24 protein-coding genes and 1 pseudogene are annotated in these 21341 nt (G+C 64.4%); 16 read left to right on the forward strand and 9 right to left on the reverse strand.

Translation table 11 applies throughout. The features are described from left to right. Positions 1 to 168 precede the first annotated feature (168 nt). The 3 genes from ACQEV1_RS52060 to ACQEV1_RS52070 all read left to right on the forward strand — a co-directional run bounded on the left by ACQEV1_RS52060 (position 169) and on the right by ACQEV1_RS52070 (position 3712). Positions 169 to 1290: a DNA methyltransferase gene (locus ACQEV1_RS52060; RefSeq protein WP_433406167.1), complete on the forward strand. Its 1122-nt coding sequence runs from the start codon at positions 169 to 171 to the stop codon at positions 1288 to 1290. 70 nt (positions 1291 to 1360) lie between these two features. Beyond that, a complete protein-coding gene (locus tag ACQEV1_RS52065) occupies positions 1361 to 2650 on the forward strand; it encodes a DUF262 domain-containing protein (RefSeq protein WP_433405700.1) in 1290 nt (429 codons plus the stop codon). 15 nt (positions 2651 to 2665) lie between these two features. Further along, positions 2666 to 3712: a HEPN domain-containing protein gene (locus tag ACQEV1_RS52070; RefSeq protein WP_433405702.1), complete on the forward strand. Its 1047-nt coding sequence runs from the start codon at positions 2666 to 2668 to the stop codon at positions 3710 to 3712. 229 nt (positions 3713 to 3941) lie between these two features. On the opposite strand, the pseudogene ACQEV1_RS52075 reads toward ACQEV1_RS52070, so the two are convergent. The 3 genes and pseudogenes from ACQEV1_RS52075 to ACQEV1_RS52085 form a co-directional block, all read right to left on the reverse strand. Further along, positions 3942 to 4940: pseudogene (locus ACQEV1_RS52075) on the reverse strand (integrase core domain-containing protein); the annotation flags it as partial. Positions 4941 to 4955: 15 nt separating this feature from the next. Beyond that, entirely contained in the window at positions 4956 to 5381 is a 426-nt protein-coding gene (locus tag ACQEV1_RS52080) for a helix-turn-helix domain-containing protein (protein ID WP_433405703.1), read from the reverse strand. Positions 5382 to 5714: 333 nt separating this feature from the next. Next, complete coding sequence (locus tag ACQEV1_RS52085; protein ID WP_433405705.1) at positions 5715 to 6599, reverse strand: helix-turn-helix transcriptional regulator; 885 nt, start codon at positions 6597 to 6599, stop codon at positions 5715 to 5717. 101 nt (positions 6600 to 6700) lie between these two features. Here ACQEV1_RS52085 and ACQEV1_RS52090 point away from each other — a divergent pair, with 101 nt between their 5' ends. Next, the gene (locus tag ACQEV1_RS52090) at positions 6701 to 7705 is read left to right on the forward strand and encodes an aldo/keto reductase (RefSeq protein ID WP_433405707.1); all 1005 of its coding nucleotides are present in this window, start codon (positions 6701 to 6703) and stop codon (positions 7703 to 7705) included. A gap of 334 nt (positions 7706 to 8039) precedes the next feature. On the opposite strand, the gene ACQEV1_RS52095 is transcribed toward ACQEV1_RS52090, so the two are convergent. From ACQEV1_RS52095 to ACQEV1_RS52105, 3 genes are read right to left on the reverse strand one after another with little or no spacing between them, the layout of a single operon-like run. Then, a complete protein-coding gene (locus ACQEV1_RS52095) occupies positions 8040 to 8858 on the reverse strand; it encodes a phosphotransferase (RefSeq protein ID WP_433405709.1) in 819 nt (272 codons plus the stop codon). 37 nt (positions 8859 to 8895) lie between these two features. Then, positions 8896 to 9627 (reverse strand): HAD family hydrolase, encoded by a 732-nt coding sequence (locus ACQEV1_RS52100; protein ID WP_433405711.1) that lies wholly within the window; start codon positions 9625 to 9627, stop codon positions 8896 to 8898. Next, positions 9624 to 10589 carry a hypothetical protein gene (locus ACQEV1_RS52105; RefSeq protein WP_433405713.1) on the reverse strand — a complete coding sequence of 322 codons (966 nt, stop codon included), beginning with the start codon at positions 10587 to 10589 and terminating at the stop codon, positions 9624 to 9626. Before ACQEV1_RS52105 ends, ACQEV1_RS52100 begins: the two co-directional genes overlap by 4 nt. Positions 10590 to 10832: 243 nt before the next feature. Between ACQEV1_RS52105 and ACQEV1_RS52110 the strand changes: the two genes are divergently transcribed. The 4 genes from ACQEV1_RS52110 (at position 10833) to ACQEV1_RS52125 (ending at position 12260) form a co-directional block, all read left to right on the forward strand. After that, positions 10833 to 11099 (forward strand): hypothetical protein, encoded by a 267-nt coding sequence (locus tag ACQEV1_RS52110; RefSeq protein WP_433405715.1) that lies wholly within the window; start codon positions 10833 to 10835, stop codon positions 11097 to 11099. A gap of 47 nt (positions 11100 to 11146) precedes the next feature. Continuing rightward, positions 11147 to 11293 carry a hypothetical protein gene (locus ACQEV1_RS52115; protein ID WP_433405717.1) on the forward strand — a complete coding sequence of 49 codons (147 nt, stop codon included), beginning with the start codon at positions 11147 to 11149 and terminating at the stop codon, positions 11291 to 11293. Between the two features lie 101 nt (positions 11294 to 11394). Beyond that, positions 11395 to 11775, forward strand: coding sequence for an ATP-binding protein (locus ACQEV1_RS52120; RefSeq protein ID WP_433405719.1), 381 nt, complete (start codon positions 11395 to 11397; stop codon positions 11773 to 11775). 107 nt (positions 11776 to 11882) lie between these two features. Beyond that, positions 11883 to 12260, forward strand: coding sequence for a helix-turn-helix domain-containing protein (locus tag ACQEV1_RS52125; protein ID WP_433405721.1), 378 nt, complete (start codon positions 11883 to 11885; stop codon positions 12258 to 12260). A 15-nt stretch (positions 12261 to 12275) separates the two neighbouring features. Here ACQEV1_RS52125 and ACQEV1_RS52130 read toward each other — a convergent pair whose 3' ends face one another. The 3 genes from ACQEV1_RS52130 to ACQEV1_RS52140 form a co-directional block, all read right to left on the reverse strand. After that, entirely contained in the window at positions 12276 to 13616 is a 1341-nt protein-coding gene (locus ACQEV1_RS52130; protein ID WP_433405722.1) for a hypothetical protein, read from the reverse strand. Continuing rightward, positions 13591 to 14499, reverse strand: coding sequence for a phosphotransferase enzyme family protein (locus ACQEV1_RS52135; RefSeq protein WP_433405724.1), 909 nt, complete (start codon positions 14497 to 14499; stop codon positions 13591 to 13593). The genes ACQEV1_RS52130 and ACQEV1_RS52135 overlap by 26 nt, the downstream gene beginning before the upstream one ends. A gap of 110 nt (positions 14500 to 14609) precedes the next feature. Beyond that, complete coding sequence (locus ACQEV1_RS52140) at positions 14610 to 14990, reverse strand: GntR family transcriptional regulator (RefSeq protein ID WP_433405726.1); 381 nt, start codon at positions 14988 to 14990, stop codon at positions 14610 to 14612. Positions 14991 to 15117: 127 nt separating this feature from the next. Here ACQEV1_RS52140 and ACQEV1_RS52145 point away from each other — a divergent pair, with 127 nt between their 5' ends. The 8 genes from ACQEV1_RS52145 (at position 15118) to ACQEV1_RS52180 (ending at position 21165) form a co-directional block, all read left to right on the forward strand. Next, complete coding sequence (locus ACQEV1_RS52145) at positions 15118 to 15462, forward strand: hypothetical protein (RefSeq protein ID WP_433405728.1); 345 nt, start codon at positions 15118 to 15120, stop codon at positions 15460 to 15462. A gap of 24 nt (positions 15463 to 15486) precedes the next feature. Continuing rightward, positions 15487 to 16806 carry an FtsK/SpoIIIE domain-containing protein gene (locus ACQEV1_RS52150; RefSeq protein ID WP_433406170.1) on the forward strand — a complete coding sequence of 440 codons (1320 nt, stop codon included), beginning with the start codon at positions 15487 to 15489 and terminating at the stop codon, positions 16804 to 16806. Positions 16807 to 16879: 73 nt separating this feature from the next. Next, positions 16880 to 17125, forward strand: coding sequence for a hypothetical protein (locus tag ACQEV1_RS52155; protein WP_433405730.1), 246 nt, complete (start codon positions 16880 to 16882; stop codon positions 17123 to 17125). Further along, on the forward strand, positions 17122 to 17814 hold the full coding sequence (locus ACQEV1_RS52160) for a DUF2637 domain-containing protein (RefSeq protein WP_433405732.1): 693 nt from the start codon (positions 17122 to 17124) through the stop codon (positions 17812 to 17814). The genes ACQEV1_RS52155 and ACQEV1_RS52160 overlap by 4 nt, the downstream gene beginning before the upstream one ends. Before the next feature lie 13 nt (positions 17815 to 17827). Continuing rightward, positions 17828 to 18160 carry a hypothetical protein gene (locus tag ACQEV1_RS52165; RefSeq protein ID WP_433405734.1) on the forward strand — a complete coding sequence of 111 codons (333 nt, stop codon included), beginning with the start codon at positions 17828 to 17830 and terminating at the stop codon, positions 18158 to 18160. A gap of 196 nt (positions 18161 to 18356) precedes the next feature. Further along, positions 18357 to 19745, forward strand: coding sequence for a replication initiator (locus ACQEV1_RS52170; protein WP_433405736.1), 1389 nt, complete (start codon positions 18357 to 18359; stop codon positions 19743 to 19745). Continuing rightward, positions 19742 to 19921, forward strand: coding sequence for a helix-turn-helix domain-containing protein (locus ACQEV1_RS52175; RefSeq protein WP_433405738.1), 180 nt, complete (start codon positions 19742 to 19744; stop codon positions 19919 to 19921). The genes ACQEV1_RS52170 and ACQEV1_RS52175 overlap by 4 nt, the downstream gene beginning before the upstream one ends. Then, positions 19921 to 21165 (forward strand): tyrosine-type recombinase/integrase, encoded by a 1245-nt coding sequence (locus ACQEV1_RS52180; protein WP_433405739.1) that lies wholly within the window; start codon positions 19921 to 19923, stop codon positions 21163 to 21165. The genes ACQEV1_RS52175 and ACQEV1_RS52180 overlap by 1 nt, the downstream gene beginning before the upstream one ends. Positions 21166 to 21341 lie beyond the last annotated feature (176 nt).

Here is a 21341-nt window from a genome sequence, read left to right on the forward strand (position 1 = left end):
CCATCCCAGCATCTTCCTGGGGGTGACACCTTAGCCTCTATGTACCGAGCCGGCGGATGTGACCAAGACGATCATTCCGGAGCGGGAGCACCCGGCCAGAGGCGATCTAAAGACCAGCGAATCAGCGCGATCACGAGGCATCCCTGTATGATCACGCCCGTGAAGGCGATGGCGGTAGCTGCTACCCAGACCTGGCCGGAGGATGCGCTCCGACTGAATGCTATTTGCCCCTACTACACGATGTTTCCGCTGGATTTCCCGCTCCAGCAGCTCTCAGCTAAGCCAGATGCCACTCGCATTCTAGACCCGTTCTGCGGAAGGGGTACTACGCTTTATGCTGCACGCCTCGCGGGTTTGCCTTCTGTGGGGATCGACATTAACCCGGTTGCGGTTGCGATCGCACAAGCAAAGCTAACTCAAGTCACTCCCGCTGCAGTAGTTCGGCTGGCACGACAGATCCTCAGTAGCGGTTTTCAGGGCGAGGTGCCTGAGGGTGAGTTTTGGCAATGGTGTTACGAGGGCGAAACGTTGCGCGAAATCGTGACATTGCGCGAGAAGCTTCTAGCCCTAAATACTCCGACGGCCGCGATGCTACGTGCCGTTCTGCTAGGCGTTCTGCATGGTCCACGCAATAAGCGACTTCCCTCTTACCTCTCAAACCAAATGCCGCGAACTTATGCATCAAAACCTGCATATGCAGTGAAGTTTTGGAAAGCGCGGGGCATGGAGCCAGTACGCATCCCTGCGTTGGACGTCATTGCGCGGCGCGTCGACCGTCTATTGAAATCGGCGCCGCTTGCTCAAGGCGGCCGAGTGTACCTCGGCGACTCCGTCGAAACCCTTCGGGGACTTGGCCGAAAATTCGACCTGGTAGTCACATCTCCGCCCTACTACGGCATGCGCACATACGTAGCTGATCAGTGGCTGCGTTCGTGGTTCCTGGGTGGCCCCCCAGAGGTTCCCTATAGCAGCTCTGGACAAATCGCTCGCCAGCCGAACCAAGAAGCGTTCATTCAGGCGCTAGCCGATGTGTGGGATGCTACGGCCCGGCGTTGTTACCAAGGCGCTCGACTAGCAATTCGCTTCGGCGCTCTGCCCTCGGCTCGTACGGACCCGGAGCGCTTGGTTCTAAACTCCATACGGCAAGCAGGCGCCGGATGGACCGTCAAGGAAGTTCGGCCAGCCGGCACTTCACCCAAACGCGCACGGCAGGCAGAGCAGTTCGGCAAAGCTGGCTCCGCAATAGATGAAATCGATGTGATTGCGGAGCTAATCGGGTCACCATCTTGATCACGTGATAGCAGCGCTAACGTATCGATACTGATGGACAGGAACGATGGCGGGTTCTAGGGATAGCCAGATGAAGCTAGAGGTCTCCCTGCTACCGGGCGAGACTATCGACGAGCTAGGGCAGAAGGAATCGCCGCGCCTTAGCGATGCAGAGCTGAACAATCGATACGTCCAGGAGGGTGTTCGTATCGTTGTTGAGCAGGCGCGCTACCCTTTGAACCAAATCCATGCCATGTTCACAGATACCTTTATGACAGCTTCAGGCGAAAAAGAAGCCAAGTACAAAAGGGATCCTGAATACCAGCGCCGTCATCGATGGGACGATGGCCGGAAGTCTAGGCTAATCGAATCATTCCTGATGAATGTCCCGGTTCCTCCAGTTTTTCTCTATGAATACGAACTGGCTCGCTTTGAGGTAATGGACGGCCGTCAACGCCTGACGGCATTGATGGATTTCTACAGCAACTCTCTTGTGCTGACGGATCTCCAATACTGGCCGGAGCTTAACGGTCGAACTCATGATACGCTACCGAGCTCAATTCGCGACGGAATCGATCGAAGGTATCTTTCGTCGATCATTCTTTTGAATGAGACGGCTGCGACTGAGGAGCAGGCCGCATTTCTCAAGAAATTGGTGTTCGAGAGGCTGAATTCTGGCGGCGTACGCCTTACCGGTCAGGAAACCCGCAATGCGGTCTACAACGGCCCGCTAAATGATCTCTGCCTGGAGTTGTCGCGCACTAGAGAACTGCGCGCAATGCTAGGTACTCCGCTCGACGTTGTTGAAGCACCTGCTAGCCCGGGTAATGATGAAGACCCGGATGATGCAGAGGCGTCGGCATCTGAGCAAGATCCAGAGGGCGTCGTGGTTACAAATATGGGGCGTAAGATGTTTGAATCGATGGAAGACGTTGAGATCGTCCTCCGATTCTACGCCTATCGACACCTTGCTAAATTCTCACAGGGACTAAATCGCATATCAGATTTCTTGGATGAGTTCCTGGTGAGAGGAAACAGTTTTGATTCGACGACCTTGGATGGTTATCGACGGCTATTCCAAGAAAACATTCAATTCTGGTACGCAATCGGTGGTGCAACGGCATTTCAGGTCCAGGGAAGCAAGCGCCATTTCAGCAAGATCGCCTACGACGCCCTAATGTACGCAAGCTCGGCATTGAGTCGAGAGCAAAGGGCGTCACTGTTGCGTAATGCAGAGGTTGTCCGGTCCGCAATCAGTCAAATGTATGACAACGACGCTGCGGCCTTCGGTGGACGTAAGACCAATACGGCGGATGCGCATCGGCGCAACAGGTACGCAATCGACGCATTGAGTACCGCGCTTGCCGCTATCGCTAGTTAGATCGGTCGACCTCATATGATGCTGCAATACAGTACACTGGCGGCCGATCTTGATCGGATTCGCCGGTTCCTCAAGAGCGGCTCGGAAGAACACCAAACTCCTGACCAGCGAAGATTTGCCTACATCGCATGCATCTCTGCCCTCTACTCGTCCTTCGAAAACTTCGCTGAACGACTGGCGTTTCGATTCAGTGAGATGTTGCTAGCCGACCCCAGCAACTTGTCTACCGAGCAGATGTCTAGCCTGCGTCGCCGGTATGTCCGCAATGCCTCGGCTCTATTAAGTCAGAGTCTGGGTGTCGGAAGGTATCGGGAGATTACCGAGTTCGACGTAGCCAAGAGTCTCGCATCATGCCTCGACGAGGCAACCCCAACCTTCGACCTGAGGCTTGAGCTAATAGCGCTTCACAATTCGAACCTTCGTTGGGACTCGCTCCCGGAACTCTTCCAATGGGCGGTTCCGGATCTTCAGAACAAGATTCGAAACTCCGATGCGGTTGCGAGCTGGAGCTCTCGTACTAACAATGTTACCGAGAGTACGCTCATGGGGGTTCTTAAGGCCGAATTGGACGATCTAGTAGAACGCCGGAACGAGGTCGCGCACCGGGCAATCCCTGACGAGATTCAGTCGTACGAACGGCTGCTAGCTAAGGTTGATTTCATAGATGCTATTTCGTTGGGTCTCGTAGCTAGTCTTGCCGGACCGCTTTTGGATATATCGATCAAGAACGGCGAAACGGTTTCTCTGGGCGTCCCGACTGAATACTTCAGAAGTAACAGAGTTGTTGTAATTCCGTCTCTGGAGTCATCGGTTTCAGAAGGTGACTGCATAGTGATGCCTGGTGCGAAAACGACGCGCTGGGGACGGGTACTTGAGATCCAATTGGACGGAAATCGGGTAAGGCAGGCACATGATGGAATGGAAGTTGGACTCCACCTAGATTTCGCGGTTCGGAAACAAGCGAATCTTCAGCTCTGGCGAACTCCAAACTCAGATCTCGCCTTTCCTCCCGATAAACTTTTCGGCAACCGCGGGCCGCTGAACAATGCGACAACTGAATGATGGCTAGTCGGGTAATTAGGAAGATGGGCCGTACCTTGTAGCTCTGGGTGGCAGGCGGACTGTTACTAAACTTCGGATGCCGCACCCTCGCGAAACGGCTACTTCGAGGGCAAGCGGACCCCGACCGCAGGCGCGCCCACCGCGCCGAGGACCGGAAGCCGCACGGCAGCCGATCGCCCCAATGCTCGACAAAACGCACCACGAACAGCGATCGTCACGGCCTCGGCATTCACGCGCTTGATTGAAGGTTAAGGAATTTCAGCGGACCTTGAGGCCGATTGCTGGGCAGCGACTCACTGATTCCCTCGGGGGACGTGGCTTTTCGGACAACGGCTTGCCAAGCCTCAAACGCATCTGCACAGGTGGCGCATAGGTCGAGTTTCGATATTCCGTCAACCTCAACGGGAACGTCGGTCTCTGCTGCATCGACACGTTTGCCGAGATAGAAGTGTCGTTCACAGAAGCGAAGGGTTGGCATCCGGTGTTCGTCCTCTGTAGGGATAGCGGCCCCCGGTGTTCGGTCCGAGACATCGCTGATGTTCAATGCGTCAGGAGCGGCGGCGTGGTCGGCGGGCGCGGCGGGACCGGACGGGACAGGCCGCATGCCCGGTGCGCCCGCCGGCCGGGCCGCCCGGCGGCCCGCGTAGCGGGGCGCCCTTGAAGACGTAGAGAAAGTTCTCACCGATAGGGTGTCGTGTCCTTGTGCGACCGACGAAGATCGTTTACGCCTGGGTCTGGGTCTTCTGTTTGAGGCGTTCGTAGGGGGTTGGCCGCCGAGGCCGCCGTGGGGGCGATCGTAGTTGTAGTAGTCCTCCCATTCGCGGAGCTTGTCGTTGAAGACCTCGGCGTCGTCGATGAGGACGCCGTCGAGCATGCTGTAGAACTCCTCGGCGTCGATGCGGTGGGAGCGTTCGACCTTGCCGTTCAGCCGCGGTGTCCGTGGCTTGATGTAGGTGTGGGCGATGCCCTTGTCCAGAACGTGCCAGTGGAACGCCGACTGGAACTCTGAGCCGTTGTCGGTCTGAATGACCTCGACCTGGAACGGCAGCCGCGATAGCACGTAGTCCAGGAACTGGATGGCGGTCTTCTGGTTGAGCTGTGGATAGATCCGCAGTACACGCAGGCGGGTGCAGTCGTCGATGGCGGTGAACTGGTAGTACTTGTTCCGCCCGCCACGGCGGCCGGTGACGCCGGCGATGGGCTCGATGAACTTCACGTCGATCTGGGCTCGGTGGCCCGGGAGCTACTTTTCGTACCGTTTCCAGCGGCGGTCGTGACGCTTGTAGCGCTGCGAGGCGGGCAGGCGGCCCATGTCCAGGCGTTTGAGGATGCGCCAGACGCCGGACTTGCTGATGGTGACGTCGTGGTACCGCTTGAGGTACATCGCGATCTTCTCGGGCCCGAAGTGGTAGTTCTGCCGCAGGTAGATGATCTTTCCGACGACCTCGACGTGGGTGGCGTTCGGGCTGTGCTTGGGCCGCTTGGACCGGGTGCGCAGGCCCTCGATGCCCTCGGCCTGGTAGCGGCGGTACCAGATGTAGTAGGCCTGCCGGCTGATCCCGAAGTACCGGCAGCTCATCGCGACGTTGCCGGTGGCCTCTTCGACGTGGCGGATGACCGCCAGGCGCCGTTTGGCCTCACGGTCGAGCGGGGGGTTGGGGTTGGACACAGATGATCTCCGTACTGGTCGGAGACACAGGTGTCAACGATGATCGTCAGTTTTAGAGATGGCAGATCCACTTCGGGTGCGCCGTCTGACCGATCATGAGGGTCAGCGCCCGCAGCAGATCGTGCGAAGAGGAACCGGTTCGGCAAGTGCGACTACGCCGGGCGAGGGTCGTGCCGGCCTCGGCTGGCGGGAACACGTCCCGGCGATCGCGTGGGTGGTCCAAGGCGATAAGGACGCGGTCCGAGGAGTGATCCACCGGTTCAAGGAGATGGGTATGGCCGTGATCAGACCCGGCCAACGTTCATGGACAGAGCACGAGCGGGGTGACGATTATCAGCGCTCGAGTGCGGTCGAGCCGGTCCAGCTGGCCAGAAGATCGAGTGCCTGGCGTTCGGGTGAGTCGGGCGCGGGCGAGTAGATGGTGATAAAGAGCCCGGGGTCAGCGGGCAGATCGAGGGCTTCGTAGGGCAGGGCCAGGTCCCCGACGAGCGGGTGGTGGAGTCGCTTCACGCCGGAGCGGGGGAACTTCACGTCGTGCCTGGCCCAACGCTGGGCGAACTCGTCGCTTCTTGTGGAGAGCTCGCCGATCAGGTCCGTCAGGCCCTTGTCTCGCGGCGAGCGGCCGGTCTCGGTGCGCAGGAAGGCGACCGAGTCGCTGGCGGCCTTCTCCCACTCGGACCAGAAATCGGCGGAACCAGGATCGAGGAACAGGAACCGCGCGGTGTTGACCGGACCACGCTGCGCGAACAACGGGGAATCGTAGACCGGGGCATACAGAGCCCGGCCGAGAGAGTTGGCGGCGAGGATGTCGAACCGTTCGTTGCGGATGTAGGCCGGCAGGCCGGTCATCGCGTCGAGCATCCGCAGAATCACCGGTCGGATCCGCCCAGACGCAGCGGGTGGTCGGCGCTCGGACGCCGTGGCCGCGCGGGCCAGGTCGTAGAGGTAGGCCCGCTCGGCATCGTCGAGCCGAAGTGCGTGGGACAAGGAGTCCAGCACCGAGTCCGAGGCGCCGCTCAAGTTCCCGCGCTCGAGGCGGATGTAGTAGTCGATGCTCATCCCGGCCAGCAGTGCCGCCTCCTCCCGGCGCAACCCGGTCACACGTCGATTGCCACCAAAGACGGGCAGCCCTGCCTGCTGCGGCGTGATGCGGGCGCGACGAGTACTGAGGAACTCCCGCACCTCGCCGGCCCGCTCACGCCTCTCGCTGTCGGTCACATCACCACCGTAGGTCGTGCGGCGGTGTGCCGGGAGGTACTGCCGTTACCCGGAAGAGCAGGAACTCCCACCCGCACACGAATACGGGCTTCATGGACGGCATGGAATACACACGTCTCGGCACGTCAGGACTGAAGGTCAGCCGGATCACACTCGGCTGCATGAGCTTCGGCGACCCCTCGCGCGGCAACAACCCGTGGACGCTCGACGACGAGCAGGCCGAGCCCATCTTCCGGGAGGCCGTCGAGCTCGGGATCACGTTCTGGGACACTGCCAACGCCTACGGCCAGGGGGCGTCCGAGGAGACCGTGGGCCGGGCCATCCGCAAGTACACACGGCGCGAGGATGTCGTGCTGGCGACCAAGGTGTTCTTCAAGGTGAGCGACGGCCCCGGCGGCGCCGGGCTCTCCCGCCGGGCGATCATGGAGCAGGTCGACGCGTCCCTGGCCCGCCTCGGCACGGACTACATCGACCTGTACCAGATCCACCGCCTCGACCCGGAGACCCCCGTCGAGGAGACGATGGAGGCGCTGCACGACGTGGTCAAGGCGGGCAAGGCCCGCTACATCGGCGCGTCGAGCATGTGGGCGTGGCAGTTCTCCAAGATGCAGTACACCGCGCGGCTGCACGGCTGGACGGAGTTCACCTCGATGCAGAACCAGTACAACTTGATGCAGCGCGAGGAGGAGCGGGAGATGTTCGGCCTGCTCACCGACCAGGGCGTTGGCTCCATCCCGTGGAGCCCACTCGCCAAGGGGCGCCTGGCCAGGCCGTGGGGCGAGCAGACCGCCCGCAGCGAGACCGACGCCGTCGCCCGTCAGTTGATGCCACACGACGACAAGCCGATCGCCGACGCGGTGCAGGCGATCGCCGCCGGGCGCGGCGTCCCGATGGCGCAGGTCGCCCTCGCCTGGGTGCTGCGCAACCCGGTGGTCTGCGCGCCGATCGTCGGGCCCACCAGGACCGGGCACCTCGCCGACGCGGCCGCCGCGCTCAGCCTCCGGCTCACCGACGAGGAGGCGCAGCGGCTCGAGGCGCCCTACACGCCGCGTATGCCCAGCGGCATCCAGATCGCCGTGGCTGGCCCCGGGGCTGTGCCGCGCTGAGCCCGGTTCGCCTCTCGCCCCGGCGGCGGTGTGGCTGGTGCTCTGTCCATGAACTGGCCGGGTTGGTCGACACGCCGGTCAACGTTCATGATGAGGACGCGGTCCGGGAAGTGATCCACCGGTTCAACGAGATGGGCGTGGCCAGTTTGGACCCCCCGACATCCTCGCCGCCCAACGACGCGAACGCGCCCGTATCCGCAGCGAACGCAGGCAACGCTGGGGAGACCCGCGACGCCCCAAAGCCGCGTGATCAGGCCCGGCCAACGTTCATGGGCAGAGCACTAGACAGGCGATTCCTTCCCGTGTCGCGTCCTAGTCTCGGGGCCGTCGGGTCCTAGACTCGCGCGGCGTCGGCTACTGCTACCCATGCCTTGGTCCGCTCGGTGTCGATGCCGATCTGCCGGGACAGACGCTCGGCGATGTCCGTCGGTCGGGCCTGTCTGGCGATCTTCAAGGCGGCTACGGCGGCGTCATATTCGACTTCTCCGCTCATGCCGCGAGGGTCGATGAGTATCAGTCCGTTGCCACCGACGAGGATGTTGCCTGAGGAGGCGTCGCCGTGGCAGAGGCCATCGTTCCCACCGGCCCGCAGGTCTTTGAGGACGGCCGACGCGTTCCGGCGTTGGTGGAGCGGTGCGATGCTCCTGTTCGGCGCCAGGTCGGCCAGTTCGTCGTCTTCGAGCCGGGCTTGTAGCCAGTCGGCTAGTGAGGGCATCGGGCACGGAGCCGGTTGACCGACCATCGGCCGGAGCATGGCCGCCACAGCAGCGGAAACATCCGGGCCGGGGCGGCAATCGGTAAGGCGATAGCCAGGGCGAACGCGGTCCATGATCACCCACGTTCCTCTGGTCGTGGAGACGACTTCGTGGACCTTGGGCGCTATCCCGAGTGATGCGAGCGCCTGGGAGACCATCGCCTGCTGTGGGCCGGCGGGATCAGGACTCGCGCGCATGATCAGGGGTCCGGTTGGGGTGTCTGACGCGACCACGAATCCGTACCTGGCGGGCATGACGGTCCGAGGTGTTGCGCGGTAGCGGGTGCAGATGGTGGACAACTCGCGTTCGGCGCTGGTGCCCCATTCCGCCGCGTTGTCCGGCCAACGGGCGGCGACGGCGCGGACCACATCGGCCGGTATTCGCAAGCGCATGTTCATCTATCGTCCGGTGTGCCCGTGTGGTGGCCCGGTTGGACTACCTGCGCCGTCGTCCGTCAGCGGCGTTCGAATCCGCCGCCTGGTGCTCGCTCAGGTGCGGGAGGAGTTCGGCCATGTCGGTGATGATGGCGTCGGCGCCTGCCGTGGTGAAGCGGTCGTGCTTGCCGGGCTTGTTGGCGTAGCCGATGCTGAGCGTCCCGGCGTTGCGGGCTCCCTCGATGTCGCTGAGGGAATCGCCGATCAGTACGCATTCGGCGGGGTCAGCGGCCAGTCCCCTGACAGCACGGTTGACCAGCTCCGGGTGGGGCTTGAGTAGCCGCGGGTCGGGGTCAGTGCGCCCGACGATGGCGGTGAAGTACGGAGCGAGGCCGTTGGCGGTGAGGTAGTGGGTCACGGCCTGGCAAGAGTTGTTGCTGACGGCGGCGATGCCGCGGCCGTCCTCGTGCGCCGTCTGGATCACATGGCGGACGTGCGGTGTGGCCTCGGCTACCTCGGCGGCGCGTAGCTCCATGGCGCGTAGCTCGTCGTTGACGTCGCGGGTGAGTTCCGGGCTGATGGTGGCGGCGAAGCGCAAGACATCGAACGGGTCGCGTGAGGTTGCGGCTCCAGCGGACAGTTCGATACCGCAGTCGATCACCAGCTCGCGTAGGTGAGCGGCGACCGTGGGCGCGGGGAGGCCGGCGAAGATGCTGCAAATGGGGCCGTCGAAGTCGAACAGCAGGTAGCGGCTGCGGCTCAGGACGTCGGCAAGGGCGGTGCCGTGGGTCATCCGGTGAACTCCCGGCTGATGGTCTCCCACACGGTGGTGAACCATTGGCGGGCCTGGGTGACGTACTGTGCGCCGACCGGTGAGCCGTCGTGGACGGTGTAGCGGAACAAGCTGGCTTCCTTCCCCATCAGGTCGTACACGGGATGGGCCGTGCCTTTGATCTTCACCTCATGGTGCCGGATCGGGTAGAAGCCGAAGAAGGCTTCCTCGTTGTTGAGGACGTACAGCTTGAACAACGGCGGGACACCGTGAACCCGGATCTCCGCGCGGGCGTTCTCGACCATGCCCAGGTCGGACAGCTCCTCGACTGAGTCCAGGATGGCTTGGCCGTGACGGAGCATGATCCGGCCGGCGCGCTTGCGGAACTCCGGGTCATCGGAGAGATCTTCACTGCTGCACGGGACGGCCATCGGCGCGGAGGTGTCCGGGACCAGCATCCGCACGGTCAGGCTGCGCGGCTTGAGCTGACCGGCACGGATCTTGTCCAGCGGTTCTTGGATGACGCCGTGGAGGGTCTCTCCGGAGAAGCCGAAGAAGTCGATCACGACGTGTTCGCGGTCGAATGCCTTCTCAACGTACGGCCGGATGCTGATCGGCGACGACGCGATCACCGTCTCCGGCGGAGCCATGGCAGCGGGCACGAGCGCGCCGGCCTCGCCGGCGGGTGGGTCGGCCTCCGCAGTGCCGGGCTCGAAGAGCTGGTCGGCGGTCCAGCCTGGGCACATCTTCTCCAGCACGCGGCAGTGGTGAGGGTACGGCAGGCCTTTGAGTTCGCCGGACAGCCAGCGGTGGAACTGGGCGCGGCTGGGCCAGGTGCCGACCAGCTCGGGGTCGATCTTGCGGGCGACTCGGTCGTACTCGCGGCAGAAGGTGCTGTGGGTCTGTAGGTGCTTCTGCCGGAGTACGGCCTTGAGGCGTACCGGCTCCGTGGCGGTGTTTTCGCTGGCCTGACCCTGTGGCATTTCGCGACGGTAACACAGACGAGCACTAGACGAGACAAGGCGAGCACAAGAAGCCTCGGTGGGGACTCCGGCGGTATCGAGACGTGACACCACACGTCGGCAGTGTCGTTCCCGTAAGAACCTGCAGGGCCGATGACACGACACGAGCGAGTCACCGCTGAGGCTCCCGACTTCCCCCCGGGGGAGCCGGCGATCCGTGTCCCCGTGTCATCGGTCCTGCCACCCAGCACCGGGAGGCAGACGTTGGCGTGGGATATCGGGCCGGAGCTACGCGCTCTGGTCGCCCTCTGCAAGGAGTTGCAAGCGATCGGGGTCGGCTCGGAGATGCGCGACAGCTATCCCGGCCTGGCCGTACGGACCTCTACCCCCGGTGCGTACGTCTACGTCCTCATCAGCCCCGACGGGGAGCGCTACGTGTGGGACAGCGAGCCCCACCACCATCCGATCAGCGACGTACCTGGGGCGGCCGAGCAGATCAAGGCGTACCTGCGTGCGGAGGGATGCCTGTGAACCCCGGCGGCAACTTGACCGGCGATTCCCCGATGAGAAAGAAGCCCATGGCACTCACCGAGCATGAGCGTCAGATCCTGCTCGCCGAACTCGCCGAGATCGCAGCCGAACTCGATGCGTTGCAGCAGCGGGCCGGCGAGGTCATCGAGCGGGTCGCCCGTCGTTCCTCCCTTCGTCTGGCGCGTCCGGCATGACTGGCGCCAGTCGGACGGCAGGGTCGCCGGGGGTCACGGGCGGGCACTGGTGTCGGTTTCCGCTCCCTCCGCATCCCATCGCCGCAGAGCAAGCGCGCATCATGACGCGGCTGGCGCTGGCGGGCTGGGGCATGGACGGCATCGCCGACGACGTCTTGCTCGTCACGGTGGAGCTTGTGGCGAACGCCGTGAAGATCGGAGAGGTCTTCCACCTCACCCTGTCCCGCCAGGCCGGCGGGGTCCTGGTCGAGGTGTCCGACAGCAGCGAAGCCGCACCCGAACGCCAGCGGTGCTCCTTCGACCGCGTCGACGGCCGCGGCCTGCTGCTGGTGGAGGCGTGTTCGAAGGACTGGGGCTGGCGGCTGGAGGCGACCGGCGGCAAGACGGTCTGGGCCTACCTCGCAATCGGCGAAGTCGGCCCCTGCTCCGCTCTGGCCGAGCCACGGTCCCCTGCGGATGTGACGGCGGCTGGCCCCTCATGAACTCCCGGCCCTGAGTACGACGATCGCCACCAGTGTCTCCCGACCAGGTTCCTTGGCTCAGGGCCGGTCAACCCCTGCAAAATTCACATCGAAGATCAAGGTTTTTCATGCGCGACGTCTCCCCCGTACCTGATGACCTGCTCAAGCCACGCGAGGTGGCCGAGTTGTTCGGCGTCCGTACGACGACGATTGCCCGGTGGGCTCGTGAGGGGAAGCTCTCGCCCCTGCGAACGCCCGGCGGGCATCGGCGCTATAGCCGGGCCGACATCCGGCGGATCCTGGCCGAGGAGGCGACCCCACACGAGGCCGAACGGCAGCTCGCCGAAGACGCGGTCCGGCTGTACAACCAGGGCTGGAGCATCCGCCAGGTCGCCGGCAAGTTCGACTACAGCTACGGCGCGATGCGTCGTCTGCTGGGTAAGCACGTGACCTTACGCAACCGGGGCGGCATCTACGCCGACATCTATCCCGAAGACAGAACCTAGTGGCCGGACCTCACGTCAGTCTCGTTGCTGCTTTCGATTTCGTATCACCTGTTGCAAGTAAAGAGAAAAGGCGAGCATCGCGCCGATCATCATCACCGTGAGAACCGTTATGTAGACCGGCAGGTAGTGGTGGTCAAATATCGAACGATCCGGGTTCACCTGGTTTGCGTTGATCCCAAAGTAAGCGAGGATGATACCGGCTGGGACGGCGACAGCCGAAAGGAAGCCGATAGCCACACCCCATCTGAGACGTCGTTCCTCGTCAGCGCGGCGCTCGGCGCTCTCAATGGAGGTGAGCTCAGCGCTGATGGCCCTTCCCAGACGTTCCAGCATGCGGCTCACCGTTTCCGCCTTCGCCAGTAATTCCATCGATTCGAAGAGCGCCTTGTGGAAGCTTTCGACTCGCAAGGACGGAACAAGGAGCCCGAGGTCAGCGGGCGCCTCGACACTATAAGACAGTTCGATCTCAAGACCCTTGAGGTTATCCGCAATGCGTTCGAGCGCCTTACGGCGGCTCTGTACCGACCTGCCGTCCCGGATGGGCGACCTGAAAAGGCTGACGTCCCGATAGGCCGCGTGCCGGATTTCTCGTAGCTCAGCGGCTGCCGCAACTCCCTGGACAGCCGAGAGGAAGATGGTGTTCTGGATGAAATCGGCGTGGCCGCACACGACGCTGACATACGGGCCTACCGCGGCTAGCCAACCGGGCCGACGATTCAGTTCGTCCGGGTAGCAGATGACGCTGTGCTCCTTGTTGTACGGCAAGTCGGCACGGTAGACCAAGTGCTGCATGACTTCCTCGCACTCGTCAGAGGCCGGCGGATCGCCGAAGACCAGCTGATGCCGCTCAGGAAGAAGGTCTTCCTCATACACCGCGTCGCCGTCAAGCGAGGCCATCATGCGTTGGATCTGCTGGTTGATCAGCACGTCCTCGACATGAACGTCGCAGAAGTAGCAGTCCTCAAGCAAGTCGGTGACGTCGCCGATCTCGCAGTTCACGTCGAGGCTCAGGGCCGCGACGACTCTGCCGGACGGAAGGTTAAAAAGCCAGGCTGTGGCACCCGTCAGGGTAGAGATGTGCGGCCACCGTTTGACGCGGATCGCCTGTGGGTCAAGGTCTTCGTGGAGGAGCACACGTGGGAGCTGCTCTTCCGCAAGTCGATAATTGCGCTCCAAGCGCCAGAGCCGGAGGTGATCCCCCAACGCACCCGCCGAGAGTGTCGGATCAACCCGCCAGGACGTCGCGTAGACGTTCGTGATACGTACGGTGGTGCGCTTGACCGGCGGGTCGGCGCCGGCCGCAGAAGACGGGTGCACGAGGGGGGTTGGCTTAGAAGAGACGCCACCGTCGCTCAAATTCAGACTCCCGAAGGGACGACAGACGAACTGTAAATTCTTCAGCGATCGCCGGATCTGTATTAACGTTCTGCATAAGCCAGGTCGTCATACCCAGCTCGCGAACCTGCCGGAGAGTGCGGTAGCCAGACCATTCCCGGACGTCAAAGCCATAGATGTCCACGAACTCCCGGTACTCCTCCTCGGGCAGGCCGTACCGGTCCACAGCAACAGCCGTGGGCAGGAGATCCCACTCACGGGGACCGATCGATACCCCTTCATAGTCCGACAGGACGATCACGCCGTCGTCGATAAGGAGATTCCCGGTGTATGCGTCGGCGTGGATCGGGCCACGCGGTAGCGCGTAGTCGAGATTTTTAACCTTCTCGGCCAGTTCGGCGTTACGAGCGCTGAGGAACTCTCGGGCGTCCGCATCGATGCCGGTCGCCGCTGAAATTCGCTCCTCCACCTTCGCCCACGACGAGGGATCCATGGCCGGCAACTCACATGGGCAATCCTTCGCACCGTGGAAGGCGAGAAGCAGGCGTGCCAGATCAGTGCGATCCGGACTCCTGTCCCCGTCCTGAGGGCCGCTGACGGCACGCCAGAAGGTGACCGGGTGCCCCTCTATCAGCAGCGGTTGGTCTGCTACCTCGTGAACCTTGATGGTGGGAACGGCGTTTCGATCCAGCCACCGAGCCACGCACAGCTCACGCCGCGCCGTATCCATACGAGCCGCTGACCGCGCTATTCGCACGACCACCGGGTCATGCGCCAAGCGGTAGATGGCGTTCTCCCCGATCCGGAGCAACCGCGCGCCGTCCGCGGAGAGCGCTGCCGCCCGTGACGCCGCCTCCACGATCTGCTGAAGCGAATCGGAGTCGAAGGCGTTTGTTTGAGGCACGTGCTCCAGGATCTCGATGCGACAGCAGCTCGGTCAAGGCGTGAGGCCGAGCCCACCACTGGCTGCCAGATCACGTTGCCAGAATGCGGCGCATCGTTACCGGGACATACCTATCGGTCGAGGTCCTTGGTGCGCTCGTCCAGCTCGTCCAGACGCGCAGCGATCCTCTTGACGACGGCTTTCAACTGTTGGAGCTGCGCGGAGATGATCTCGAACTCTTCGCTGTGTTGCTCAGCCTCGTCGCCGGTCTCATCCGGGGTGGCAAGGACGATGCTCGGGCTCCCCTGGCGGGTCTGGATGAGTCCTTCGTCCCGCAGGGCGGCGATGGCGTTGCTGATGGTCATCTTCGCGACGCCGAACCGCGTCGCCAGCTCGGCCACGGAGGGCAGCGGCTCTCCCACCGCGTACCGTCCGGACGCGATGTCGCGACGGATGTCGTCGGCGATGCGGACGTACTGCTTGCGGCGGTCTACGGGCCGGGGATTTCCCATGTCAGCCATAGTACGCCGTCCAACTAGGTCCCTAGGTGCATAGGAAAGATTCGGCCAACCGCTTGACTGTCTCGCCTCTCTAGCTATCCTAGGTAACTAGAACGGCTAATCCACTGGAGGACAGCAAGTGCGCAACATCCCGATCCCGATCGACACCACCAAGCTCACCTTCGTCTGCGTCTCCGCGCCCCGCCCCCGCCTGCTCGACAAGGACACCGGCGAGGTCAAGGTCGACAAGCAAGGTCAGACCGTCTTCCAGGTCGGCCTGTCCGTCTCCGAGAACGACTCCGGGAGGGTCGAGCTGATCAACGTCAACGTCTCCGGCGACCCCGGACTGTCCGTGGGCCAGGTCGTCGAACCGTCCGGGCTGGTCGGCTTCGCCTGGCAGCAGACCCGCGGCGGTGAGACACGGTGGGGCATCTCCTACCGGGCCGCTTCCTTCGCCTCCGTCGCCGTCCCGGCGGCTGCCTGAGCCGGGGTGACGGTGACCAACGCGATGTACGCCACGCTCGGGTTCTCGGTCGCTTCGGCGGCCGGGGCCTGGGCCTGGCGCCACTGGCTCCCGCGCTCCTTCTGGTACGCGGTCGGCTTCCCACTCAAGGCCATCCGGGTCTATCTGACCTGGCGGCACGTCGCCTACGGCTGCACGCTCACTCGCAAGCGCCGCGCTTGGCGGCTGTCGCTGGAAGCCGTCCCCGGCCTGCGTACGGCCTCGGCCGTCATCCACGAGCGGCGGCGCGTCCGGCGGGTCGACATCGACCGCGCGCCCCGGCTCGGGCTGTTGCGACCAACCGTCCTCGGCTGGCGCGTCCGGATCCGTCTGCACGATGGGCAGATCCCCGACGACTACGTGAAGGTCTGCGACCGGCTCGCCCACGCCTGGCGCGTTTACGCGGTCCGCGTGGTCGACTCCGCGCCCGGATCGGTCACGCTCCTGGCGACCCGGACTGACCCGCTCGTCGGCATCGACGTCTCACCTGAGACCGGCGAGTTGCTGACTGTACGGCCGGGCCGGCTGGAGAACGGGCGCGACTGGGTCATCGACTTCCGTACGGTGCCGCACTGGCTGAACGCGGGCGCGACACAGTCCGGCAAGTCGAATCTGGCCAACGCCATCATCAAGGGTCTGGCGCCCCAACCCGTCGCCATCGTCGGCTTCGACCTCAAAGGGGGAGTGGAGTTCACCCCGTACGCCCCGCGCCTGTCCGCGCTGGCCACCACCCGCACCGAGTGCGTGAGGCTGCTCGATGACCTGGTGGACGTCCTGACCGACCGGATGCGGATCTGCCGCGAGGCGGGCGCACGCAACGTCTGGAAGCTGCCCGAGCAGGTACGACCGGTGCCGATTGTCGTCCTGGTGGATGAGGTCGCCGAGCTGTTCCTGATGGCGGACAAGAGCGAGAAGGAAGAGATCGCTAAGACCGCCACCGCGCTCCTGCGCGTGGCGCAACTCGGCCGGGCCTTCGCCGTCTACCTGATCGTCTGCGGCCAGCGCATCGGCTCCGACCTCGGTCCCGGTGTCACCGCGCTGCGGTCGCAGTTGTCGGGGAGGATCTGTCACCGCGTCAACGATCCCGAGACCGCCAACATGACGCTCGGCGACATGGACCCCGACGCTCTCGACGCGGCCCGCGCCATCGCCGCCGAGACACCCGGCGTCGCCATCATCGCCGGACAAGACGGTACCTGGCACCGCGCCCGCTCGGTGTACGTGAGCGAAGAAGAAGCCGAAGCCGCCGCACGCCAGCACGCGAACCTCACCCGCGCGTGGGCGGACCTGGTCGCCGTCGACACCGCGCCGCTCAAGGCCGCATAACCCCTTCACCCGTTCCACCGGCGCCCCGCGCCAAGTCCTTAGCCGAGCCATGCCTGAAACCGAGGTGATCGCCATGACCAACGTGATTCCGCTCCGTCCCGTCCGCCGTCCCCGCCGTCCTGCCGTCCGTCCTAACCTCGTCCCCGTCTCCGTCGAGTGGGACGAAGGACGCGGCCTGTACGTCACCGCGTGCGCGCGCTGCTGCGAATCCGCGACCCTGCACCACCTCGCCGACGCGGACACCTGGGCCGAGACGCACCACTGCGACCCCGAACTGGCCGCACTCCTCGCGGTCGTCCTGGACCAGGTGGCCGCATGAGCACCCGCCGCAAAGCCGCCGCGGTGGCGGTCGACTCCGGGCCGGTCGCCGTCCTGGCCGGCATCGCCGGAGCAGGCTCGTTCACCCACATCCGCGACACCGCCAACGAACACGGCCAACACGGCCCCATGGCCTGGGCCATCGCCGTATGCATCGACCTGACCTGCGTCATGGCAGCACGCGAACGCCAACGCGACAAACGCACCCACCGCACCACCCGGCAGGTGTCCTGGCCCGCGCTCGTCCTGACCGGCGGGGTGCTGCTGTCGCTGGCAGCCAACCTCGCCCAAGCCGAACCCACCGTATGGGGCTGGCTGACAGCCGCAACACCGGCCGGGGCGTTCCTGGTCGCCGTCTCGATGCTCGAACGCCGCTCGACCGGCCGCCGTCCCACGCCGTCCCCGGTCGTCCTGTCGTCCCCGATACCGCCGTCCTTCGGCAAACCCCAGGACGAACGACAGGACGAACCCGAGCCGGAGACGCCGCGTCCGGGCGAACTCGTCCCCGTGCCCGACGAGCCGTCGTCCTCCGTAGCTCCTGCTGACTCGCTGGTCGCCTACGCCCGCCGGGTCGCCGACGAACACGAGACCCGGCATGGCCGCCCCATCACCCGGGATGCGCTGCGTGCCCGGCTGGGCGTGTCCAACCAGCTCGCCTCAGACCTTCTTCGCCAGATCCGCACCGCCTGACAGGGAACCGTCCATGACCCACCGCACCGAGTTCATCAACGGCCTTCACGCCCTCGCCGACTACCTCGACACCAACCCCGTCATGCCGGTCCCGCCCTTCCAGACCGAAGTCCTCATCCACATCCGCGGCACCGACGACGAGCAGCGCGCCGAAGTCGACCGGCTCGCCGCGCTGCTTGGCGTCTCGACGGTCGACCGAACCGACACCGGCGGGCACTACACCGCCACCCGCGCCTTCGGCCCGGTCGAATACCGCTGCGTCGCCGTCCCCAGTGCTGTCCGGGCGGCCTTCAACGCCGGCATGTCCTACGCCAACTCCGTCATCCCCGACGACGAGGCGGCCTGATGGAGCCCGAGCACTACCAGTGCTGCACCTGCGGCGGCACCGGTCTCGACAGCTACGGCGACACCTGCGGCCACTGCTACGGCCTCGGGTTCTGCTGACCGCTAAGTGCCCCCGGCGTGGCCGCATAACCGCCAAGCCGTCCGCCACGTCGGGGGCCATCCCATACGCATCACCACTGCGAGAGGACTCGCCCATCTTGCCGAACCCGCTGACCCGACACGCCATCAACGGGATGGTCGCCCGCTATAACGACCCGCACTATGACCGCTGGGCCGCCCAGATCCGCCGCACCGGAGGATGCGCACAGCCCGTGCACCTGCGCGGCAAGGTCGAATACCGCGACCCGCTCAACGGAACCCTCCTCCACCGCTACACCACCACCAACGAACCCGGCGGCGTCGTGCGCGTCGCCTGCAAGACCCGCCGCGCGTCGCGCTGCCCATCGTGCGCCGAGACCTACCGGGCCGACACCTACCAGCTCATCCGCGCGGGCCTAGTCGGCGGCAAAGGCGTCCCCGCAGAAGTCGCCGAACACCCGGCCGTCTTCCTCACCCTGACCGCACCATCGTTCGGGGCTGTCCACAGCCTGTGCATGAAAAACGGCCAGGTTCTGCGCTGCCGCCCTCGGCGGAAGAGCGGGACATGCCCACACGGTCGACCGGTGGCCTGCAACGAACGCCACAGCGCCGATGATCCACGGCTGGGCAAGCCAATCTGCCCCGACTGCTACGACCACACCGGCTCGGTACTGTTCAACGCCCTCGCGCCCGAGCTGTGGCGGCGATTCACCATCCGGCTCCGCCGCGTCCTGGCCCGCAACTGCGGCCTGAGCGTCAAGGAACTCGGCCAGGTGCTGAAGGTCTCCTTCGCCAAAGTCGCCGAATACCAGCGACGCGGTGTCGTCCACTTCCATGCCATCGTCCGCCTCGACGGACCGAACGGACCCACCACACAACCGCCTGGCTGGGCGACCCTCGATGGACTCGCCGAGGCCATCACCGAGGCGGCAAGACATGTCACGGTGGCTACACCCGAGGCGGCTGAACTGCCATCGGTCACGCTCGCCTGGGGTCGCGAACTCGACATCCGGCCCATCACTGCAAACGGCGACCTCACCGAACAGGCGGTGGCCGGCTACGTCGCCAAGTACGCCACCAAAGCCGCCGAATGCGTCGGCACCCTCGACCGCCGTGTCAGACCAACCGACGACCTCGATCAACTCGACATCCGGCCCCACGCCCGGCGACTCATCGCCGAATGCCTGAGGCTTGGCGCACTGCCCGAACTGGAAGACCTGCGGCTCACGGCATGGGCTCACATGCTCGGGTTCCGCGGCCACTTCTCGACCAAGAGCCGCGCCTACTCCACCACGCTCGCCACCCTCCGCGCGGCTCGCGCCGAGTACCAACGCGCTGAACACCCGGTCACCACCGGACGCCTGCCCTTCGACGACGACACCGTCCTGGTCACCTCCCACTGGGCCTACGTCGGCCAGGGACTGACCACGGGTGAAGCACTCCTCGCCGCAGCCATCACCGCCACCCGACTACCCGTGACCGCACCGCCAGAAGGGCTCGCCGCATGACAAAGCTTTTGCTCACTGTTCCCGAAGCCGCCGCAGCGCTCGGCATCTCCCGCAGCAAGCTCTACGAGCTCATCAAGGCCGGCGCCATCGCCTCACTCCGCATCGACGGCTCCCGCCGCGTCCCGCACCGCGCACTCACCTCCTACATCGACCAGCTCATGAAAGAGGCCGCCTGATGACCAAGACCGCCATCGCCACCCCCGATGAGCCGAACCGACGCAAGCGTGCCAATAAGAACAAACCCAAGCTTCGAGATGGGGTGATGAAGCGCGGTAACACCTGGTCCTACGTCATCCGGGTCAAAGATCCCGAGACCGGCGTGAGCAAGCCGCGTTGGGTCGGCGGATTCGAGAGCGAAGAGGACGCCAAAGCGGCGCGCGATGAAGCGCGTGTCAAAGCACGTCGCGGCGAGTACATCGATCGAAACAGCATTACCGTGGGTGAGTACCTCGACGAATGGATCGAGGCGCACGCCGTCGAGATCAAACCCAAGACGCTGGCCGACTACCGGCACCTCATAGAAAGGCACGTGAAGCCGCATATCGGCGGTCTTCGCCTCCAAGCCGTACGACCGGCACGGATCACGAAGCTCTACCGAGACCTCGTGACCTCGGGCGGCCGGGATGGAAAAGGGCTCTCAAGCCGTACGGTGGCCTACGTCCACGCGGTCCTGCGCAAAGCCTTCGGCGATGCCGTCCGCGTTGACCAGCTCCTACCGTCCAACCCCGTCGAGCGCGCCAAGCGTCCCCGGATGCAACGCAGCGAACCCGGCAAGGTCTGGGACGGCGCACAGCTCAAGACCTTCCTCGATGCCGCCAAGGCGCACCGGCTGTCCGCGTTCTTCCACCTGGCCGCCTACACAGGGGCTCGGCGGGGTGAGCTGCTCAACCTCCGATGGCGAGACATCGACCTGGACGGTAAGCAGATCACCATCGCGGGCTCGGCGGCCTTCGTGGCGGGGGAGCGCATCGAGGGAACGACGAAGAGCGGCCGATCCCGAGTGGTGAGCATCGACGCCGACACTGTCCAGACGATCAAGAGCCACCGGCAGCGACAGAACGCCGACCGCCTGGCGGCGGGGGACGGGTGGAAGGGCGCAGAGAACAAGGAGAACGGTCACGTCTTCACCACCGCCTGGGGCGATCCGATCCACCCGGACACCGTGTCGTCCCTCATGGCATCCCTGACCGCCCGACACAACAAGGCGAACCCGGCCAAGGCACTCCCGCTCGCCCGCCTCCACGATCTCCGCCACATCCACGCGACGACGCTCCTCCTAGCCGGCGTCCCCGTCCACGTCGTCGCCGCCCGCCTCGGCCACGCCGACCCGTCCATCACCCTCCGGGTCTACGCACACGTGATCAACGAACAGCTCGTGGAGGCGGCCGACATCTTCGCCAAGCAGATCAAGGCAGCGTAGGACGGCTCCTGTTAGCAAACCCGTTAGCAAAAAGGCCCCTCGCGTGATCGCGAGGGGCCTTTGACCTGGGCGCAGCCGGAGGGATTCGAACCCCCAACCTTCTGATCCGTAGCTCTGGGCACACGTGTCATTGCGTGTCACCAGGTGTCGCGGCCCTCCGAGTGACACCTAATGAC

Origin of the sequence: Actinoallomurus sp. CA-142502, from assembly GCF_050936355.1 — a bacterium.
Lineage (GTDB): Bacteria > Actinomycetota > Actinomycetes > Streptosporangiales > Streptosporangiaceae > Actinoallomurus > Actinoallomurus iriomotensis.

Coding starts and splice junctions, on each gene's coding strand:
- ACQEV1_RS52060 (WP_433406167.1), top strand. CDS start 169: ATGGCGGTAGCTGCTACCCAGACCTGGCCGGAGGATGCGCTCCGACTG.
- ACQEV1_RS52065 (WP_433405700.1), top strand. CDS start 1,361: ATGAAGCTAGAGGTCTCCCTGCTACCGGGCGAGACTATCGACGAGCTA.
- ACQEV1_RS52070 (WP_433405702.1), top strand. CDS start 2,666: ATGATGCTGCAATACAGTACACTGGCGGCCGATCTTGATCGGATTCGC.
- ACQEV1_RS52090 (WP_433405707.1), top strand. CDS start 6,701: ATGGAATACACACGTCTCGGCACGTCAGGACTGAAGGTCAGCCGGATC.
- ACQEV1_RS52095 (WP_433405709.1), bottom strand. CDS start 8,858: ATGAACATGCGCTTGCGAATACCGGCCGATGTGGTCCGCGCCGTCGCC.
- ACQEV1_RS52100 (WP_433405711.1), bottom strand. CDS start 9,627: ATGACCCACGGCACCGCCCTTGCCGACGTCCTGAGCCGCAGCCGCTAC.
- ACQEV1_RS52105 (WP_433405713.1), bottom strand. CDS start 10,589: ATGCCACAGGGTCAGGCCAGCGAAAACACCGCCACGGAGCCGGTACGC.
- ACQEV1_RS52115 (WP_433405717.1), top strand. CDS start 11,147: ATGGCACTCACCGAGCATGAGCGTCAGATCCTGCTCGCCGAACTCGCC.
- ACQEV1_RS52120 (WP_433405719.1), top strand. CDS start 11,395: ATGACGCGGCTGGCGCTGGCGGGCTGGGGCATGGACGGCATCGCCGAC.
- ACQEV1_RS52125 (WP_433405721.1), top strand. CDS start 11,883: ATGCGCGACGTCTCCCCCGTACCTGATGACCTGCTCAAGCCACGCGAG.
- ACQEV1_RS52140 (WP_433405726.1), bottom strand. CDS start 14,990: ATGGGAAATCCCCGGCCCGTAGACCGCCGCAAGCAGTACGTCCGCATC.
- ACQEV1_RS52150 (WP_433406170.1), top strand. CDS start 15,487: ATGTACGCCACGCTCGGGTTCTCGGTCGCTTCGGCGGCCGGGGCCTGG.
- ACQEV1_RS52155 (WP_433405730.1), top strand. CDS start 16,880: ATGACCAACGTGATTCCGCTCCGTCCCGTCCGCCGTCCCCGCCGTCCT.
- ACQEV1_RS52160 (WP_433405732.1), top strand. CDS start 17,122: ATGAGCACCCGCCGCAAAGCCGCCGCGGTGGCGGTCGACTCCGGGCCG.
- ACQEV1_RS52165 (WP_433405734.1), top strand. CDS start 17,828: ATGACCCACCGCACCGAGTTCATCAACGGCCTTCACGCCCTCGCCGAC.
- ACQEV1_RS52175 (WP_433405738.1), top strand. CDS start 19,742: ATGACAAAGCTTTTGCTCACTGTTCCCGAAGCCGCCGCAGCGCTCGGC.
- ACQEV1_RS52180 (WP_433405739.1), top strand. CDS start 19,921: ATGACCAAGACCGCCATCGCCACCCCCGATGAGCCGAACCGACGCAAG.